This window comes from Richelia intracellularis HH01 (genome assembly GCF_000350105.1).
GTDB classification, from domain to species: domain Bacteria; phylum Cyanobacteriota; class Cyanobacteriia; order Cyanobacteriales; family Nostocaceae; genus Richelia; species Richelia intracellularis.
Genome location: NZ_CAIY01000029.1, coordinates 92295 through 112963 on the forward strand (window position 1 = coordinate 92295; position 20669 = coordinate 112963).

Consider the following 20669-nt stretch of genomic DNA (forward strand, 5'->3'; position numbering starts at 1 on the left):
TATCATAACTTTTAAAATGCAATTCTTGTTGATGCAGTTAGATTGTAAGCTATGACCGATTGCAAATTGACAACAGTAAATACAGCCAGAGACAATCAGCGTTCTTTGCAAAGACTGATTCGGGCAATTAACCTTTCCAAAGGTCAGTTTGCTTTAATTCTCGTTCGTTGTAATTATCAGCAATTACGTCAGAGAATGTTAGATAATCTGCGTGCCGTAACTAAAAGCTTATATCTCCGAGAACTATTCCTAGAATCTTCTACAAAAGTACTCCACACTACTATTATGAGAGAGTTGGAGTTGTATTCAGATAATCCAGCCATAGCCACAAATTCTTTCCCATCAGCTGTCACGGTTTTTGGATTGGATACTAACTTATTTCTTGAAGATTTACTCACCGGAATTAACCAAGCTAGAGACACATATTCTACTATTTTTCCTTTCCCTATAATCTTTTGGCTTACAGATGAAGTAGCTATATCTCTTTCCCGACTTGCTCCAGATTTTAAAAGTTGGGCAGCAACCACTATTAAATTTGAAATGGAACAAGCCGACTTGATTAATTTAGTTCGGCAACAAACAGAAAATTTGTTTTCTCAGATTTTAGCTGCAGGAGCTGATAAATTTTTACCCAATGCAGCTCTTAATTTAGATCCATCATCCCAACATCGACGTGAAATTGAGGCAGCACGCAATGATTTGCTGCATTTTTATAGAGTTAAATTAGAACCCAAATTGGAAGCCAGCTTGGAGTTTGTTTTGGGCAGAGATGGTTACGCTAATGATGAAATCGACACTGCTTTAAATCATTTCCATCGAAGCTTAGAAGTCTGGCAACAAGAAATAAGAAAGCAGGAAAATATACCTGATCAATCCCAATTAAATTGTCCTATTGTCCGCAAGGCAATAGTACTATTCCATTTAGGCTTGTGTTATCGCCGTATGGCCGAGCTGCAACCACCGAAAAGCAATAGACATTGGCAAAAAGCTCTACTGTGGTTTAAACAGTGTGTTGCAGTTTTACAAGCAGCACACCAAACTGATTTGGTTGCCAAATTTATAGCTCCTACCTGCGAAATGTTACAGAAACTCGAAGTGTGGGATGATTTGAGTCAACTAGCCAAATTTGCCTTAAAAATTAATGATAAACACCAACAGAAGTATCAGTTAGCCCAGAATTATGGTTTTTTAGCTACTGTTGCTGCTGCTAAATCTGACTGGTTACAAGTCTATGAATTGGCCAACATGGCCCTTGTCTTATCGGAAGATGCCGCTAATATTTCCCGTCAGCAAGAAAGTAGATATCTTTTATTATTAGGACGTGCCCAGCGTCATCTGGGAGAATGGGAAGAAGCAGTTAATAATTTGGAATGGGCAAAATTAGTTTGCGAACTACAGTATGAGCCATCTCTATATCTAGAGATTGTAGAAGAATTACGAAATCTTTACTTTATCGAACTTCATAATTACTTAGAAGCGTTTAGACTCAAACAAGAGAAAATCCAGGTTGAACATCAATATGGTTTTCGAGCTTTCATTGGAGCCAATCAATTACAGCCACAACGTTATAGAATCAACCCTGCGATTCAAACACCTAATTTATCTTTTATATCAGAAGGTGTAGCACAGGAAATAGCTGCATCTGGAAGACAGGAAGATGTTAATCAGTTGATAGAAAGAATTAGTCGTGCTGATTATAAATTAACCATAATTCATGGGCCGTCGGGTGTTGGAAAAAGTTCTATCCTTAAGGCAGGACTATTGCCTGCTTTAAGACAACAGGTAATTGGAGGTAGGATTCCTTTACCCATTATTTTATCTGTATATAGTGATTGGTTAACAGCTCTAGGCCATAGTTTGAATCAGGCTTTAGCACAAACAGACTTGACGGCAACTTTAGAAACTACTTCTGCAAGCATTTTAGAAAAGCTAAGATTTTTAGCGGAGAATCACCATACTGTAGTTCTAGTATTTGACCAATTTGAGGAATTATTTTTTGTTGTCAAGGACATATCTCAGAGACGAGAGTTCTATGATTTGTTTTGTAGTTGTTTAAATATTCCCTATATTAAGGTAATTATTTCATTAAGGGAAGATTATTTACATTATCTATTGGAAATTGAGCGTTTGAGCAGAAGTATTAATAATACAGAAAATGATTTAGCAATAATTAATAGAAATATTTTAGATAAAGATATTCGCTACTACTTAGGCAACTTTTCAATTCAAGATGCCCAAGGCATTATTTATAGTTTGACTCAACGCTCTCACTTTGAATTGAGCAATGATTTAATTCAGCAGTTGGTTAAGGATTTAGCCGAGAATACGGGAAGTGTACATCCTATTGAACTGCAAATAGTGGGAGCTCAACTACAGTCTGAGGGTATTACCACATTGGGTCAATATCAACATAGTGGAGGAGTTAAGAGGCTAGTAGCCCGTTGGCTAGGTGAAGTCGTCAAAGATTGTGGTCGGGAAAATGAAGAAGTTAGCTGGCAATTGCTCTTTGAATTGACTGATCTTAAAGGTAGACGACCCCTAAAAACTAAACAGGAATTAGCATTGGCTGTTATGACCCATCCAAATGCAGCATATAAGTGTAATTACTCGTGGGAATTAATTTTAGAGCTTTTAGTTGATTCTGGTCTGGTATTGCGTATGCGGGAAGAGACTGGTAACCGTTATCAGTTAGTTCATGATTATTTGGTCGCACCAATCCGCCAGCAAAAAAAACACGGCATAGTAGTGGAATTGGAAAGAGTAAGACTTGAAAAAAGCCAAGCAGAAATAGCTAGGAAAATTAGCCAAGGACAACTTACTGCTGTCCTTAAAAAACGCCTCAAGGAAGCACGTATAGTTGGTGTTGTATTGGCAACGATGTCATCAGTCATTGCTGGATTATGGTGGCAGGCAGATTTGCAGAAAAGGTCTGCCATGCAGCAAAGTATTAGAGCAGAAAGTAGCGAAACCAACTTGAAAATTAGTGCTTTAACAGCTGCTTCCGAGGCTTTATTTGCTTCTAACAAGGAGTTTGATGCTCTTTTAGAAAGTTTACGTGCATGGAGAAAATTACAACAGTCTTCAAGTGTAGAACCAGAAACCCGGATGCGAGTAGTAACAGCTTTGCAACAGGCTGTCTTTGGTGTCAAGGAGCTCAACCGTTTAGAGGGACATAGTGAAATAGTTTGGGGCGTGAGTTTTAGTCCTGATGGTCAATTGATTGCTTCCGGGAGCCGTGACCACACAATCAAAATTTGGCGACCTGATGGAACTCTACTGCAAACTCTCAATGGTCATAATGGCGCAGTAACCAGTTTAAGTTTTAGCCCTGATTCCAAAACTTTGGCATCTGCTAGTTTGGATAATACCGTACAAATTTGGAGTAGGAATCCTACTACAGGGGGGTTTATTACTCGACCAAAAGTAACATTAAATGCCCACGAAGACTGGATTTACAGCGTAAATATTAGCCCTAACGGCAGGGAATTAGCAACTGCCAGCAAGGATGGAACTATTAAACTTTGGAATCTGGATGGAAAATTAATACAAACCATAGGAGGACATAAGGACTGGGTAAATTGGGTTAGCTTTAGTCCTGATGGAAAGTTATTGGCATCTGCAAGTGAAGATGAAACAGTTAAAATTTGGCAAAGAGATGGAATACTGGTTGCCACATTAAACGCACATAAGGGCGGAGTTACTAGTATTGATTTTAGCCCAGATGGTAAAACCATTGCTACTGCTGGAAGAGATAGAACAGTGAAACTTTGGCTTAGAAAATATAACAGTCAAAATGACCAAGTATTTGTTCGGCAAACTACCTTGAAACAAGTTGCCAGCGTAGTTTGGAGTCTCAAGTTTAGTCCAGATGGCAAGTACCTGGCCTCTGGGGGTGATGACAACATAATTCATTTGTGGAATAGCAAGAATAGAACTTTAGTTAAAACTCTAAAAGGACACAGCGATGCGATTGCCAGCCTGTCTTTCAGTTCTAACAACCAGCTATTAGCCTCAGCTAGTTACGACAAAAGCATTAAGATTTGGAGTTTATATCCTCCACAATTAGTAACTCTATTAGGACATAAAGACCAGGTCCTGAATGTAAGTTGGAGCCCAGATGGAAAGTTAATAGCCTCTAGCAGTCGTGACAAAACAATTAAACTATGGCAAAGAAATTTAAGTGATTATCATCAAACTAGTACTAGACTATATAAAACTTTAACTGGTCATAAAGATGGGGTTTCCAGCATTGCCTTCTCCCCTACGAAGAAGATATTAGCATCAGCTAGTTATGATCGCACTATCAAGTTGTGGGACCATAATGGCAAATTACTCAAAACACTCGTAGGACATAAGGATAGTATTATGAGTGTTGCTTTTAGCCCTAATGGTAAGTTTTTTGCTTCAGCTAGTAAAGACAAAACAGTAAAAATTTGGGACTTACAAGGTAACCTAATTAGTACATTAATAGGACATGGCGATCAGGTGAATCATGTTAGATTTAGTCCTGACAACCAAATAATTGCCTCTGCTAGTGACGACCAAACTATTAAGCTTTGGCAGATGGATGGGACTTTTTTAGATACTTTATCACCCCATAAGGGTTGGGTCTTAGGACTTAGTTTCAGCCCGAAAGATCGTCTCCTCGCCTCAGCAAGTTGGGATAATACAGTCAAACTTTGGAGTTGGGATGGTAAGTTATTAAAAACTTTATTAAAGGGCTATAGTGACAGTGTTAACGCTGTCACATTTAGTCCCAATGGAGAAATTATAGCTGCAGCCGGCTGGGATAGCACTGTCAAACTGTGGAGCCTAGATGGTAAGTTAATAAAAACCCTTAATGGACACAATGCCCCTGTTCTAAGTATTAGTTTTAGTCCAGATGGTCAGACCTTGGCATCCGCTGGTGATGATAACAAAATTATCTTGTGGAATTTGGATATGAAAGATCTATTGAGACGAGGTTGCAGCTGGGTAAAGAATTATCTTCAGCATAACTACAATATAGAGAAGAAAGAGCGGATGTTGTGTGAGGAGATTCTTAGGGATAAATGATTAATATACTTAACTATTATACCTTCTATTTTGTTAAGTGTTCTAAGCATTATCACTATCATTTTCTATGACAACCAAATTCCTTAGAAGTTTTTGCACATTCATCCTTTCAATGTATGGCCACCCACCCTCTGTCTCAATGTTTTTAAGGAATGTGTACAGTGCCTGACGATTATTAGGCAAACTAGACTGAAATGCATTGTCACATATTTCTCTGTGCAAATTTTCTAACTTTCTTAATAAGGCTAATAAGGTTATCGCATCCCCCTGACAATTCTCTGCTGTTTCATCAATAGCACTTGCTATTTGTTGTAATCTAATATTGAAAACCTCTGAGTCGATTTTAATACTTTGATTCATCCTAATATTTGATTGCCTAAAGTTCAATCTAAAATTTATCGAAATTTTCCTGTGTGGTTTGTCTAATATGAAACCCAACAATTAGAAAATTCCATTAACTATTTATCAATTAGGATATTTTATTGTTTCATAAAATTCAGCAGGTCAATATTCATCTAAAATACTCCCACATACACATACTAGTTTATATGTCATGTAGATAGTTACTTTTACTAAAATTATTAGGCCAATTATACTGATATCACCAAACTATATTTTTCAGATTGAGACCACAGAATTATGGGTAAATACCAGACCACTTTGATTTTAAGTTTGAAAAAATCGTATGATCTGGCTGAATGGCCCATAAGGTCACTAAGTGTAAGTAGTGGCAACAAACACACGATACATTAATTACACCTGGTAGTACCCTAACAGTCAATCAATGCCAGAAGTAATCTGTCTGAGTTTTGTTATCTGTTGTTATATCTGTAGTTTGGTAAGGTTCTCCTAAAAGTTGTGTGTTGGAACTTAATTGTTCAATTCATAATACTTTCAAGAAAATCAAAACTGCTGGAATCCACCAGAAATAAACTTTGCACAGCGTCGTTATTCATGAAGGGGAAGTCTCACAAGAGACAAATACCTTGGTGTAGTTTCGCAATTTAAACATTAATTTTTGAGATTGAGGTTGGCTATGAGGTTTCGTACTCTAATTGTTACAATCTTCGTTGTATGTATTTGCTTTCTAAGTGCCTGTAGTAATGTTCCTGATAACATCACCAATTCTGAATTCCTCACCTATGAACAAATTAAAGGTAGTGGTTTAGCTAATAAATGTCCTCAATTATCTGCAATCAGTCGTGGCTCTATCCCCATTGATGGCGATAAATCATACATTATTAAGAATATGTGCTTGGAACCAACTAATTTTTTTGTTAAAGAAGAGCCAAAAAATAAACGACTAGAAGCAAAATTTATCCCCGGAAGATTATTAAGTTTTTCAACTAAAGCTTACTCTTTGTTAAATATAGAGGGTCCTCTAAATATTAATTCTAATAGGAGTCTCACATTTAAAGAAAAAGATGGTCTTGACTTCCAAGCAATTACCGTTAAACTACCTGGTGGTGAAAGTATTCCCTTTTTATTTACTGTAAAAGGTTTAGTAGCTGAAACACAACCTGATATCACTAATATTAATACTTCTACTGATTTTAAAGGCTCATTCCGAGTACCCTCTTACCGTGGTGCAACTTTCCTAGATCCAAAAGGCAGAGGTGTTGCAACTGGTTATGATAATGCCGTGGCACTACCTGCAGATGCTGATGACACAGACCTTAATCGAGCGAATGTTAAGAGCTTTTCAGTATTAGATGGTAGTATTTCTCTGTCTGTTGCAAAGGTAGATGGCTCTACTGGTGAAATTGCTGGCACTTTTGAAAGTATACAACCATCCGACACTGATTTAGGTGCTGACGAGCCTGAAGAAGTTAAAATTCGCGGTTTGTTTTATGCTCTTATAGAAACATCTGAAGCTTAAATCAAAATCATTAGTGTTCATAATTAACACATAGAATTTTTGTCTTTTGCCCTTCTATTTAGTTTTTAATCCTGGAAGGGCTTTTTCATACTTATCAACTAAACCTTGCCTTTGCTATCCTGTAACTTTAAGAATTCAGTTGGGGAAGTAATAATAAGAGCAATATGTACCAGGGAAATATCATTTAGTATGTCAACAGCCACATATTTAAATTCAGTAGATAAAAGAGGATAGAGCAGCTAGTATCCAGACTCTATTACTCTGGATACCTCAAGGTAAATATGAGTTTAACCAGTAAAAAATTATCGAAGCTACTGTTATCAAATCTTTGAAATATAAAGCCGTAACCAATAACTACTAGTAAAAACATCATGAGAAGATATTAAAATAAGAATTTTAATATCTAGAAATTGAGTTGAGAATTTTGTGGTGTTTGTTTATATCAACTGTTACTAAATTATATTATTTTTGCTTGATAGTAGTTTAAAGTTAGTTGCAAAAATACAGGGCCTTGCAAATTAATTTCTGAGTTGTTATACAATGACTTTATCCTTTTGGCTGTTAGAATTAATCTAAAATTTGAGCAATAAAACCTAATAATAGTAATTATATTATGGTTTCATTATGATATTTGATCTGTGGTTATATAAATTTAACTGCAGTTGGTAAATACATAAATTTGTTATTGCTATATGCAACTGTAATCAAGCCGGATTGTGGGTTTTAAATAAACCTAACCATAAATAATTAGGGAAGAATATCCATCTTCTACTGTTTTCTTTAGCTTGAAAAGCTTTACACATACAATTCTCTTATTTTATAGTTATCTAAGATACCTTCTTGTAGCTTATGGCAACTTTTACAGATAAATATTGTTAACTTATTAAGAAAAGTACAATTATTACTTGATAAATTCCTAATAAATTCCTAGAAAGACTGATGTATTCTAAAAGCTAATTATCTTGATAATTAGCTTTTAGAATACATGCATAAAAATCATAATGAGCAGACATTAATAGAAAAACTTCTATAATAACTTTAAAGCCTATTTTTATGGGTAATTTATAATGCAAAAAAATGCTATTTTTTATTATCAAAATCTCTTTTATTTTTCTGGTAAAGTTCATTCATTATCATAATCTTTATAGTGTAATCCAAAATCAACAAAAATAACCGAATAGCCTTCTATAAACCTAGTGATCTCGACAGATGAGAAATTACAGTAGATTGTATTAATGGCATTCAACTAAATTTAAACTGCAAATGCATAAGAGCAAAGAAACCTTATCATATAAAGGTTATTCTAATAGATTTATTTGAATTATAGAGTAGATATTCCCAACCCTGAATAGAAGTACAATAGGAAATTAGAATAAATTAGTTATAATTCTGACTAAATTGTAGAATCTTAAATTCAAATCGTCAATTATCGTCAATTTCTGCAAATACATATGTAAAGCCTCATGTCAATACATCTTAACTAATAGCCCAACATAAATTTCCATATTTTCAAATGTATTACCCTAAATAGTTATTACCCAAAAGTTAGCAACATTGATACTACCATCACCCATATAGGAACCCATATAGGAATTAGCTGGAGCTAGAATTATTTCAGGGATGATTGCAGTAATTAATAACACACTCCAAGTAATTATTAAAGTTCCTAATAAGCTTACAAGTTTTCATTTGAAGACATAATATAGTCTAAGAAATAGTATATTGATGGAATAGATCCACCTCAATAATGATTTGGAAGCCAAAGTCATTTTGGAAAAATTTGTTGTAAAAGTTGCAAAAAATGTAGGGAAAACTTTATCTTATACATAAGATATGTCAGGCTTCTAAAAAAATAAGACCCTCGACAACAGTCTAAAAATTACAACTATAATTTAAATAAAAACGGAAAAATAGTGGAGACAAAAGAAAAAGTTGAGTTCCATAATCTGCCCTTAGCTATTTATAGAGAGATTGCAGCTCATTTAAGTCAATTAGAAGGAGTAATAGTTGAATTAATCCCTCAATCATCCCCAGAATTTGATTATAACCAAAGCCAAATAGCTGGATTATGGGTTAATTACACTCAAGATGTTGCTCAACAAGTAGAAACGATTCTTGCTTTCTACCGTACTCGCTATGAAGTTTAATTTGTTTTATCTTGCCAATATTTTGCAGGCTATAAAATAACATTAATAATTTTTGTAAAAGCCACCAAAATATTTTTTCTGCTGCTGCATTCTAAATTAGATATTTATATTTCTAAGTAACATTGACTATCATTTGTTAATAATGGTAACAATTTCAATGTTATCAAACATACATAAACTATTCATAGGGAAATTATAATGCAAACCCTAAAAATTACTTGGTATTAATTGTTGCCTACCTATCAATCTTTTCTACAAGTTGTCATGAGTATACATTTTCTTAAAATTACTGATTGTATAGTATTGACTATAACGAAAATTTTCCATGAACTGAGTAAAATTATCCAATCATCCAGAAATAATAAAACAAGCCAAGAAATTAAGAATAAGAAGTATAAGAAAAACCAGTCCTGAGAATTAAAGTTTTTATAGCATAATTATATAGTTATCTATAAGCATGTTAAATCGCTAATTATATAGCAGTAAATATCTTCACTGTCTTACCCATATCACTTTTTCGACCACTATTTTGTAGGTGACATAGTTACCAATAAGTCCTTTTAATTTAGTTAAAAATAGAGCATAAAGTTCTCGTCATATAGCAGGTACGTAAAGTTATTTCATACCATCTTGAACAAAGGTGCAAAATGTCAATATTCCAAACCGAAAAGTACTAAAAGTTGTCCTGTATCAACATTAAAAATATCAATGAGTAAACGCTTCAAAAGTCGGTTTTTATTTTGTAACCGCTGGCTAGATAGACGGACAATTGTAAGTAATATGGAGGCTTTTCAAGACTTAATAGTAATTGTACTGTGTCTGGGGTTGTTTGCCGTAATGCTAACACAGTTGTGGGGAATCTTTGCTATTCTCTCCCAACCTTCCGGCTATAAGCAAGTAACCGCAAAAATACTTTTTATTTTGATTCTGGTAGAATTATTTCGACTTTTGATAGTTTACCTACAAGAACATAGTATTTCTGTAGGTGTTGCAGTGGAAGTGACAATTGTCTCTGTGCTCAGGGAAGTTATTGTTTACGGTGCGCTGGGTATATCTGAAGTAAAGACTGCATCTATTTGTGGATTATTGCTAATTCTGGGGGGGTTATTATTCGTATGTTCTAAAAAGCCCTATATAGATTGTAAGAGTTCGAATAAGAATTTTTGCCCCCTCATCGAGCAAGATAAGCTCAACTCCTGAATTTAATGTGTAAAGCTATTACAACAGTAGAATTAAATCGTTAGCTCATATTTCTCTTGAAAGCTAACCCACTGTACAAATGAAAAACTGGATCCCACTTGGGTTTTTCCTGATCAAACAGATACATGTTAGAGGGAATTTTATGTAATACTTCTGTCTCTCCTAGAATTGTTTCTGTAAAGATTGCAAATTCAGACCAAACCCTTCCTGGAGGTAAGTACTTTTCTAACCACTCCAGGAGGTTATTCCAATTTATTTTCATTGTGCTCTGGGTATTTAGGGGAGCTAATATTGCACCTTGCTGGAATTCATAACCATGATCATAAATTCTTAAGATACAACTGCGACTGGGTAAATGCAAGTCACAGAAGTGGATATAGTTTTCAATTTTGGTTGTTCGTTCTAATTTTCCCCGTATGTTAAAATCCAATCCCTCCTCAAAGATTGGTATTAATCCCAGTACTCGCTGTTCTACTTCTGCCCAATCAAAATTTAGAATACCGATTTGGTTTAATGCATTCCGACAAACTACGTTACCCTGGTTGACAGATTCAGTAAAATAACAGACTTGAAACACAGTAATATTTCTAATATCAGATAAATTAACCCAGAAACAGGGTATACCTGCATTTTTTAATTGTTTCCCATAAAATTGAAGTTCCTCCATTCCAGCACTGCGATAAATTCGCCATCCCTTATTAGGTATAACTGAAATGGCAGTATAGGGATCTATATGCATAATTTGAGCAAATTTGTCAGCTACTTGGGTTTTTGTTTCACCACTTACTGGTTCTAATACTAAAACGCCGATTTCTGTATTACCAGACTGAAATTTAGCTTGAGTTATTACCTGTTGAGTTTCCGCCTGTTTAATATCTTGTAATCTTTGCATACCTTCCCGAGCTTGGGCGAGTATTTTCAAGTTATTTGTACTGCGCAGCAGCTGCATATACATTTTTTCTGCATCTTGGTGTTTACCAGATACTTCCTGTAATTGACCCAGGTAAAATTGCACCCATAAATTTTCAGGAGATTGTTTCAGTAGCTGTTTGATTAATTTGGCTGCAGTACGGTAATCTTGACTAGCAAAAGCAGTCGCAACTTGCTCAATCATAAATAAATTTGTTTTATTTTACTTAAATCAAATTTTGGCATGTGAGTATGCAAGCCAAATTATTCCATATGAATTAGGCATATTCTGGAATTATAGTGTACCTTGATGTATAGAATGCCTAACGGTTGCTTCCAACTCACTTGTAACCACAGATAAAGCCAGTATAGGAGCTGTTACTGCCCGTAATATACGTTTTCCTAGAGATACTGGCTGAAACCCATTAGTAATTGCTAACTGTATTTCTGTTTCTGTCCACCCCCCTTCTGGTCCTATAGCAATTACTATTTCACTTGTAACATAACTTGACGATACTATCTGTTTCAAGTGAGGGTAATAGTCATGACACTCGCAAATAAAACTATATTTAGCTGTATTCTTAAGTATTGCACTTTCAAAGTTGACTGGCCCAATAATAGTAGGAATAAAAGCCCTTTTTGACTGTTCTGCAGCCTCTTTGGCAATCCTATGCCACCGTGCTAATTTTTGGAGACTGGGTTTGAGGAGAGTCCGAGTACTCAGTACCAGAGTGATACAAGTCACTCCTAGCTCTGTACAACAACGTATTACCTCATCGAATCCATTACCCTTGGGTAAAGCTGCGATGAGAGTAACTGGAACTGGCAATTCTGTTTCGACTTGAAGAGACTTAACAATTTTTGCTGTCCCCTCGTTTAGCTTGGCTAACCACCATTGTCCCATACCATCCATAGCAATAAAGCTACCATTATTTTGTAGCCGTAGAACTGTGGATAAATAATGTTTTTGGGGAGATGTAAGGTTAATTTTTCCATTACCAATTTGATCAGGTGCTATCACTATGCGTTGCAATTGTGCCATAAAATAAGAATGGGGAATATTTAATTAACTGGTATCTATACAGGAAAATCATAAAATAGTACAAAGTTAGAAATTTCATGTGGATTAGTGAGAAAATGAATCAATAAGGTTCTTAAACCTAATTTATGTCGTTTTTCCCTTTTAATCTTGATTGTTTATTACCGTATGGTATTTAATTCTACGCTGAAGCTTTAATTATGGTTCCTATCTAGCAAAATTTTTTCTGGGTATTAATAAAGATTATAAGTTGATCAAATAATTACCGATATAGCAATTGCAGTTTATATAAACTCTTTAGAAGTTTCATTTAGAACATTATTTTTACCAAAGTTAATAATCTCCAAAAATATATTAAGGACATTAAATTTTTATGCCTGTTAGACTGTTCATAAGTATTAGTTTTAGTAGTATTCAGAATGCAGCATTTATTTTGTATAACGATAACAATCGACAGCAAACCATAACAAACACGGTTATAAAACTTCCGTATAATGAGGCACGGATTTTCTAGTTAAAGCCAGAATCTGAACATAAAATAATTCTGTGCTCTAAGTATTAAGAAAAATTTATTGAGTTATCAAAATTTTCTATATTGGTTTTTTCACATTAATTATCCTTTTATACCTTATTGGAGATTTCTTCTAATTTTAGAATTGAAATAAAGGTAGTGTATTGATCGGAAATGGTGAATACTTTTCCCGAAAACTAACTATAAGTTTATTATAGCAGGTTTATAAGTGTAAACTTCCAATTATTGATTATGCCCGTTTGATACAAATTCTCATTAAACTTTCTATTTTTTTGTATATCTTGGAATAACTCATTGATAGGTGACAATGTAATAGAAAATCTTTAAAAAATAGGCCTATTATGTTAATTTAATTAACTGCATATCCGTATTAATAATTGCCGTAAATATGTAAAATGTAGAGGGATAATCGATGCTAACTACCTATAGCTCTTACCTAGAGAAATAAAGTGGAAAACAAACAGGATGTATTTTGTATAGTTGACCATTTCATAATAAGAATTGTTTTACATCCTTCTTTCAATTCAATATCTAAGGTAGAGCAAGACTTTTGCCTAACATCGTTTCTTCTTAAGCCTATGATTAATAAGTGTTATAAAATCCTGTTCTGCGGTATTTTTTATGGATGAGTAACAGGACCAAAATATAAGTTAATCAGTACATGAGTAATTATTTAAGTATTTTGAGAAAGCTAAATGGGATTTTAACCTCTTCAAAACTCAAAAAAATAAACATTATATTTTTCTTGTAAAATAAAAATTAAAAACACACTTGTAATGACCTGATAGCAGTACATTAATCCTAAATTAAGGGGGTGGTATTGATAATATTCGATACTAAAATGAATTTGGAGTTTCTATAACTTTTGAAATATGATAATTCTTCTATCAACTATAAATATATTTAATTTAAAAATGGCAAATTTAATTAAGAATAAAAAAATCAATATCTAGAGTTTGATAAATCAGATATAGTACATAAATATGCCCTTACTCAAATAAGATTCCGTATCAGAAGAATCTCAGATTATTGCAATATAGCCGTAAATTATAATGATTATTTAGGGTTTACTGTACTATGTATTGGTAATAGTATGAAATGTACTTTATAAAAAAATATGTTTATGATATTAAAACTTTAAATTTTTTAACCTTGATAAATTTCCCTATGGTAATATTATACTGAAATATTGTTTGTTCTCAACTTCTGGCTTGATTGGATTTAAACTCCTAACAGCCAATGAGTAATTAGCAAAATAAGTGTAGAAAATATGATAATTACAGCGCAGGAGCAGTTGTATTCCTGGTAAGCAAAAATTGCAACCAGGAAATTTAGTAGAGGATCAGGCCAGGATGTCTTGTTTCATAAGAGTTTACATCAAAGAGAGTCTTGCAAAAAATATGTTTAATTTAGTTATCCTCAAAAATAATAATACCCTTACCTATTAATAAGTAATTCAACCCAAAAATATGGGCTGATTTATGATTTTTTTACTCAGTTTTTAAATATGCCTTGAGTGCAGCATCCAATATATCCGTCATGGATTTACTCTTAGTCTCAGCAGTGGCTTTTAGTTGATTGTAAACATCATCACGCACTGTTATTCTATGGCCCCCTGTGTTTCTGCGTTTATCTACTCTACTCTGGTAATTTTCCACAAATGTACGGATAGCCTCAAAACCAACACGGGTACAAAAATCACCAAAGCTTTCATGATTCTCACGTGAATTTTTAAAGAAGACAAAAATTGGTTCTAGAAATTTTTCCAAATCATTATGATGCAATTTTTGAATATAAGGTTTTGCTAGTCTGGTTTGATTAGGTGAACCTCCTAACCAAACTTGGTAATACTCTGGTGCACTACCTACAAATCCTAGTTCTGCCATATAAGGGCGGGCACAACCATTAGGACAGCCAGTCATCCTAATTACAAAATGCTCTTTCTTTAAACCCAATTTATTTAAAAGTGCCCGAATCCTTTCTAAAAAACCTGGGATAGCTCTTTCCGACTCCGTAATAGCTAGGCCACAGGTAGGTAATGCTGGGCATGCCATGGAATATCTGACCAGAGATTCAATCTTTTCAGGATTGGTAATAATACCAAAACGGTAGAAAACTTCTTCAATAGCTACCTTGTTTTCTGGTGCTATTTCATATAGCAATAGATTTTGGCTGGGAGTAATACGGATTGGCAGATCAAATAGCTGTATAACTTCCCTTAAAGCTGTTTTTAATTGGAAATTACCTTCATCTTTAATTCGGCCATTATTAATAGGAACTCCCAAAAATAGCTTGCCATCGCCTTGCTGATTCCAACCCAAGAAATCCTGGTATCTAAACTCTGGTAGTGATTTGGATATTTCTATAGATTTACCAAAATAATTTTCTACCATGGAGCGAAATTTTTCTATGCCCCAGTCATGTATTAAGTATTTTAATCGGGCACGACGACGATTGGTGCGATTACCATAATCTCTCTGAGTAGCAATAATAGCCTTTACTAAATTATAAACTTCTTCCTTCGCCACGTAACCAAAAGGAACAGCTGCTCTAGCAAAGGTTTCTTCCTTATTATGTGTTCTTCCTAAACCTCCACCAGCAAAAATATTAAAGCCTCGTAATTCTCCCTCTGTACCTGTAATTACTACTAGGCTCAAATCTTGAGTATATATATCAATGGAATTGTCCCCAGGAACTGTAACCGAGATTTTAAACTTACGTGGCATATAGTGATTGCCATAGATAGGTTCCTCCTGGCCTCTTATAACGGTACCATTGGGATCATTTAATCTGGCAACTTTTACCTCTGGATTTTCCTCACCACTTATTGCCTTTTCCCCATCTAGCCAAATCTCGTAGTATGCACCTGTTTGTGGTGTGAGTACATTTGCAATCTTGTCAGCATACTCCCAAGCATACTTGTATTCTGCCCGATTTTTAAAAGGTGCAGGTGGTGCCATTACATTGCGATTTAAATCTCCACAAGCCCCTAAAGTCGAACCCATATTCCTAATAATGGCTGCAACTGTTGCTTTAAGATTCTTTTTTAAAATCCCGTGCAATTGAAATCCCTGTCTAGTAGTAGCTCTTAGGGTATTATTCCCATATTGATAAGACAGTTTATCCAGAGTTAAGTAAAGCTGAGGAGGAATAAAACCACCAGGACTTCTGGTACGTAGCATCATCTGATAGTCTTTTTCCTGCCCCTTGACTCGATTATCACGGTTATCCTGCTGGTATGAACCATGAAACTTAAGAATTTGTATGGCTTCTTCACTGAAGTGAGTTGTATCCTGAAGTAACTCGGTTGCTACAGGCTCGCGCAGAAAATTACTGCGTCCCTTAATACCTTCTAGTTTGGAAGGCTTTTGGCTAGTTGTTGCAGGAGGAGCAGATTTCACCATTTCAATTGTTGTCGTTTTCTCAATAAGGCATAAATAAAAACCGAAGTAGAAATTCAGCAGCACTAAATTCGGCTTGTTTCCACGGGGACCGGGTCGCATTCTAGAAGAATATATACAATATTACCATGGGTAAAAGTTGGGTTCATTAGCAATACAATATTTATTGTAAAAACCAATCATAAAGTTGCATTGCTGCTTGATTGAGCTAATAAATTATTGAAAGCCCAAACTTATGATTAGCATGTTGTTACTTCTTACTTTCCACTGTTAGCTGGTGTATATCATTATTCTAGTTGTCTATTTTCAGTTATGAATTATACCTATGTTAGAAGTATACGGCTTAATTGACACTTAATTTGATATAATAGTTAATTGAAAGTCTTTTAACTTATTATTTCTAATATCAATGCTATTATCAACAAATTGAAGCAGTAGTAGATGTGATAATTAGTGATAACTATAGGAACATAAGTTTATTCTTATGATGAATGAACTTATGTTCAGTTCCATACTTTGCCCTAGATTTTTGTTGCTTGAGTATCTTTGAATAATATTCAAAGATACTCAAAAGATTGGCCTTACCATATTTATAATGCAAAGTAATAATACATATTTATCATGTAAACAAACCTAGTTTTCCAGTAATGAGTGAATATAAAAACACTTAATAAATATTATTATCATATAATCATTTCGTAGAAAGTTACCTTAGGCAGATGTGGAAAATTTTACCACTGAAATAGACTAATTTCTCCATATCAAATCCTTCCCTCTCATAAGTAACTTCAGAAAATATGCTGACATTAGTATCCCTGGTATTTATTCTCTATGTGGACTTGCCATATACTTGGTCATCTATACTAAAAATAAATATAAAAACAAGTTAAAATAATACAATAAATTTTTGTGAGAACTTATAGAAGTTTAGGTCCAAAAAGACAAATATTCTATTCAAAGAAATTGCACCATTATTTAAATATATTAAATCAACGAATTTGCATCATTTTTAAGGGCTTCACTTTAACGATAACTTGCATAATAATGCCACTAACAGGTTGATTATTGTACAATACCAAATAATTTTATGTATATATAAGTTATTATGTGTATGGGCTAGGAAATTTTCTATTTTGAATCGAGTTTCTAAGTATTTATCTAAAAAAATACTAAGAGCATAATAATTGCGACTTTTATTAAAATTCTGAAGATTCCTATATGTCAAATTAATAGATGCCAGACTTTATAATAATAATAATTGGTTATAAAAGTAAACAAATCTGATTATTAGTTGAAATAGAGGAAAATATATTAGTACATAAGATGTCCCAGGAGAATCAAAAATCAACTATTTTTTTACCTAAATTTTGCAAATACAAAGTCTATATTATTAGTTAATTAACTTTTATTAGTGAGGATATTCTTTTTCGGATATATTATGAAATTAAAATTTATATGTATTGCTCTAAATATGGATTTTATAGTCGCTATTTTAGCATAACCAAAATAACTAAACTCAGAGAAAATATTTCAGCATTTATCTATAAGTAATTGGTTGCTAATAATTAATAATATTCTAGTTAAACTAACCTATTTATCATCATAGGAGTTATTATGGTTTACAAACTAGTCAATAACTATCACTATTATAAATATAGCTACCGTATAACATGACAAGTTAAATAAAAGGTTGATCGAAAACTAAATTTACCATTTTGACCTGACAGTATCTCAAAATGTAATTTTTTAAGATAAACATGATTTCCAATTGATATTGGGGTATATTTAAATTTAAAGCACTGGTAAAATATCGAAATTAATTTAGTTTTAGAATTTAAAAACTAAAACCAAAACCATAGGATAAAATAGTATTACTGATTATATAAATATAATCAGTAATACTATTTTCGTAAGTGCTAGTAATAATAAAATTTCATACAGATCATTTATTGAATTTTTATTAGATTTATATTAGGCAAAAAAGTGATATTATTGCTGTCTACCTTAATACCTATCTATCAACAATTACATCAATATTTATCATAATCCATAAACTACAAAAATATTGGGATTAAGAGAAATAAAAGTATATGAAAATAAAGAGAAAATATTAGTCCTTTCTACTATTGCTATCTTCCTGATGCAAACAAATGATAAAAGTGGACCCTGGCGAATTATTTGATGAAATTATGGACTCTAGGGCAGGGCTAAAAACTTCTAACCTACCTTGCATTTGCTCGATTAATTGTTTAGCAATTGCTAAACCTAAGCCTTTTCCAGAAATTTCTGTTTGAGCCTTGACACCACGGTAATACCTGACCCCGAGATGTTGTAAATCCCCAGGGGGAATTCCGGGGCCTGTATCACTAACAATTATACTGTAATTATTCTCTTGCTTTACAGTTTTAATCAAAATTTTTCCCCCACTGGGGGTATATTTGAGGGCATTATCAACTATATTAGTCAAAATCTCTGTTAGTGCCTTCTGATTAATCCTGATTGTATCAAAATTATCTTCTAGTTCTGTTATTAATTGTAGATTGCTTTCTTGAGCAATTGCCCTAGCAGATGATAATACAATATCTACTATTTCTTGCAGGTTACAGTCAGTATCTCTTTCTCCTATTCCCGGTAATAACAAGGGTATTTGTTTCTCCTCTGATAAATTTGCTTCTACTAAAAATCCACTATCATTAGTTAATTGGAAATGCTTGAAATCATCCGCTTTCAAATCGATTAACTCGTCAATTTTCTTTAGTAGTTCCTGTAAGTGCTCACTTTCTCTAACAATGCCAGCTGCCACACTTCTATTTGGTTCTCCTGGATGTAATCGCTTCATTAATAATTTGCCAAATGTACGCAAGGCTGTCAGGGGATTTCGGAATTGATGTAGCAAGCTGTCAAGTAAATCCTGCTGCTTTTCTTGTAATATTTGTTGTTGGTGTAATTGATGCTGAAGCCATGCACGACGCTGGTCTAGAATACAACCAACTGCTAGAGTTTGAGCAATTCTTTCTATTTTATAATGCTCTCCTTGAGACCATGGACGATCACCTCTAACTGTCACTAGCAAACCTATCATTAAACCTTCATGGATGAAGGGTAAAATTATCTTGTTTTCATTTAAAACTGATTCTTCCTGGAAATACTCTTTTGCTTGTGGAGGTATATAAGACTGTATAGAATCTAAACTGCCTGAACCCAATAAATTTTGACTTAACTGAGGTAACCCTTGAGAGTTAAAGCTATGTCTCAAAGTGGCTGTTTCCGGATAAACTATAATCGGTATTAATTCAGTCTTTCTTGCTGAAACTTCCTCTAATTCTTTTGTTAAATAGACAATGCTTAAGGAAGCTCCTAATCCTTGACTTAACAACACCATTTGTTCTCGGCAAAGAGCAATAAACTCGGGACTCGTAGAACTTAACATTGGCAGTGCTATTGCTCGCTCACTAAAAAATATTACTAAAGGAAAATTTTGTATCCATCAATAATTTTCATGATTAATGGCTGCATAAAATTACCTGTATTTTTAAATTACACATAGTTTGAAACTAACGTCTACGTTGCCTTGTTATTATCTAGTCTCAATACAAGATCCCTAGTGTAGATGTATCAAAAGCGTAGATTACTATTGATTTTTTTAGTTAAAACTTTTATAATATCCACGGATTTTGTAGCTACAACTACAATAACTACAATATGTAGTTTTCAAGAGGAGGACAATAGATTGGCAAGGAGACGGAAGCGGAAGAGCCGTCGCCGCCAAGAGGGACGGCGAATCTTGGAGCATGTTGCTCAATATAGCATTGAAAGTGGCGAAGATAAACCAGTAACAGCAGCAAGAAAATTCATTCAAGCTGAAGGCATATTACCGCCAGCACTTCTACTGGTAAAAAGAAACGAGCACACCACAGATAGGTATTTTTGGGCAGAAAAGGGCTTGTTTGGAGCTCAGTATGTTGAGGAGAACCACTTCTTGTTTCCCAGTCTCAGGACACTTGAGCCTGTCCCAATACAAGAGGTAATGGTTGCAGCAGATGTAATGCTTGCAGCTGGTTGTTGAAGTAGGAAGATTATACACATCGGGCTTGGCTTTTTGCAATACATGAGGTGCTACAATTGCTCAGTTTCTTGGGAAAACTAATCTTTTTGTTTTGAAGTCAATTTATTACTACCTAGTCAGATTCTTAGCATTGCAACAGTTTAAATCATCTCAGGGCTTAACTTATGCTGGCTGACCACATCGTTATTACTTAATTGGTCATTCACCATCTGTTAAACCCTGAGGTTTTATCTAATAAGTTCAAGCATACTTGCAAACCCTATGTATGAAACGGTGGTTACCATAATAATTTAGGATTACTACTTTGCCTCCGGATTTTCAGATATGACCATGATTATAGTTCGTAGATAAAATAAGCTAGATTCGGAATCTAATATTCCTGATTTAGAAGACCCTTGCCATCTGGCTAATATATGGGTCTTCTTTATTCATCTACTGTAA

At 34.0% G+C, this 20669-nt stretch carries 10 protein-coding genes; 5 read left to right on the plus strand and 5 right to left on the minus strand.

Translation table 11 applies throughout. The features are described from left to right. The first annotated feature begins 51 nt into the window (after window positions 1-51). On the plus strand, window positions 52-5055 hold the full coding sequence (locus RINTHH_RS03540; RefSeq protein ID WP_008232989.1) for a WD40 domain-containing protein: 5004 nt from the start codon (window positions 52-54) through the stop codon (window positions 5053-5055). A gap of 42 nt (window positions 5056-5097) precedes the next feature. Here the strand turns inward: RINTHH_RS03540 and RINTHH_RS03545 are convergent, their stop codons facing one another. After that, complete coding sequence (locus RINTHH_RS03545) at window positions 5098-5415, minus strand: hypothetical protein (protein WP_008233008.1); 318 nt, start codon at window positions 5413-5415, stop codon at window positions 5098-5100. Window positions 5416-6091: 676 nt separating this feature from the next. On the opposite strand from RINTHH_RS03545, the gene psbO reads away from it, so the two are divergent. The 3 genes from psbO (at window position 6092) to RINTHH_RS03560 (ending at window position 10281) form a co-directional block, all read left to right on the plus strand. After that, window positions 6092-6934, plus strand: coding sequence for a photosystem II manganese-stabilizing polypeptide (gene psbO / locus RINTHH_RS03550; RefSeq protein WP_008233010.1), 843 nt, complete (start codon window positions 6092-6094; stop codon window positions 6932-6934). A 1913-nt stretch (window positions 6935-8847) separates the two neighbouring features. Then, window positions 8848-9081 carry a hypothetical protein gene (locus tag RINTHH_RS03555; RefSeq protein ID WP_008233013.1) on the plus strand — a complete coding sequence of 78 codons (234 nt, stop codon included), beginning with the start codon at window positions 8848-8850 and terminating at the stop codon, window positions 9079-9081. Between the two features lie 708 nt (window positions 9082-9789). Further along, window positions 9790-10281 carry a phosphate-starvation-inducible PsiE family protein gene (locus RINTHH_RS03560; RefSeq protein ID WP_044304533.1) on the plus strand — a complete coding sequence of 164 codons (492 nt, stop codon included), beginning with the start codon at window positions 9790-9792 and terminating at the stop codon, window positions 10279-10281. 40 nt (window positions 10282-10321) lie between these two features. Here RINTHH_RS03560 and RINTHH_RS03565 read toward each other — a convergent pair whose 3' ends face one another. From RINTHH_RS03565 to RINTHH_RS03580, 4 genes are all read right to left on the minus strand, one after another. Next, entirely contained in the window at window positions 10322-11395 is a 1074-nt protein-coding gene (locus RINTHH_RS03565) for a tetratricopeptide repeat protein (protein ID WP_044304534.1), read from the minus strand. 90 nt (window positions 11396-11485) lie between these two features. Then, window positions 11486-12232 (minus strand): 16S rRNA (uracil(1498)-N(3))-methyltransferase, encoded by a 747-nt coding sequence (locus RINTHH_RS03570; RefSeq protein ID WP_044304535.1) that lies wholly within the window; start codon window positions 12230-12232, stop codon window positions 11486-11488. A 2019-nt stretch (window positions 12233-14251) separates the two neighbouring features. Beyond that, window positions 14252-16165, minus strand: coding sequence for a sulfite reductase, ferredoxin dependent (sir, locus tag RINTHH_RS03575; RefSeq protein WP_044304536.1), 1914 nt, complete (start codon window positions 16163-16165; stop codon window positions 14252-14254). A 2107-nt stretch (window positions 16166-18272) separates the two neighbouring features. Continuing rightward, a complete protein-coding gene (locus tag RINTHH_RS03580) occupies window positions 18273-19592 on the minus strand; it encodes a sensor histidine kinase (protein ID WP_008233024.1) in 1320 nt (439 codons plus the stop codon). Window positions 19593-19892: 300 nt separating this feature from the next. Here RINTHH_RS03580 and RINTHH_RS03585 point away from each other — a divergent pair, with 300 nt between their 5' ends. Further along, window positions 19893-20228 (plus strand): DUF3155 domain-containing protein, encoded by a 336-nt coding sequence (locus tag RINTHH_RS03585; RefSeq protein ID WP_008233026.1) that lies wholly within the window; start codon window positions 19893-19895, stop codon window positions 20226-20228. Window positions 20229-20669: the final 441 nt, after the last annotated feature.

What these genes read in the sequence shown, in the direction of transcription:
- RINTHH_RS03540 (WP_008232989.1), top strand. Translation starts at nt 52, where the DNA reads ATGACCGATTGCAAATTGACAACAGTAAATACAGCCAGAGACAATCAG.
- RINTHH_RS03560 (WP_044304533.1), top strand. Translation starts at nt 9,790, where the DNA reads ATGAGTAAACGCTTCAAAAGTCGGTTTTTATTTTGTAACCGCTGGCTA.
- RINTHH_RS03565 (WP_044304534.1), bottom strand. Translation starts at nt 11,395, where the DNA reads ATGATTGAGCAAGTTGCGACTGCTTTTGCTAGTCAAGATTACCGTACT.
- RINTHH_RS03580 (WP_008233024.1), bottom strand. Translation starts at nt 19,592, where the DNA reads ATGTTAAGTTCTACGAGTCCCGAGTTTATTGCTCTTTGCCGAGAACAA.
- psbO (WP_008233010.1), top strand. Translation starts at nt 6,092, where the DNA reads ATGAGGTTTCGTACTCTAATTGTTACAATCTTCGTTGTATGTATTTGC.
- RINTHH_RS03570 (WP_044304535.1), bottom strand. Translation starts at nt 12,232, where the DNA reads ATGGCACAATTGCAACGCATAGTGATAGCACCTGATCAAATTGGTAAT.
- RINTHH_RS03545 (WP_008233008.1), bottom strand. Translation starts at nt 5,415, where the DNA reads ATGAATCAAAGTATTAAAATCGACTCAGAGGTTTTCAATATTAGATTA.
- sir (WP_044304536.1), bottom strand. Translation starts at nt 16,165, where the DNA reads ATGGTGAAATCTGCTCCTCCTGCAACAACTAGCCAAAAGCCTTCCAAA.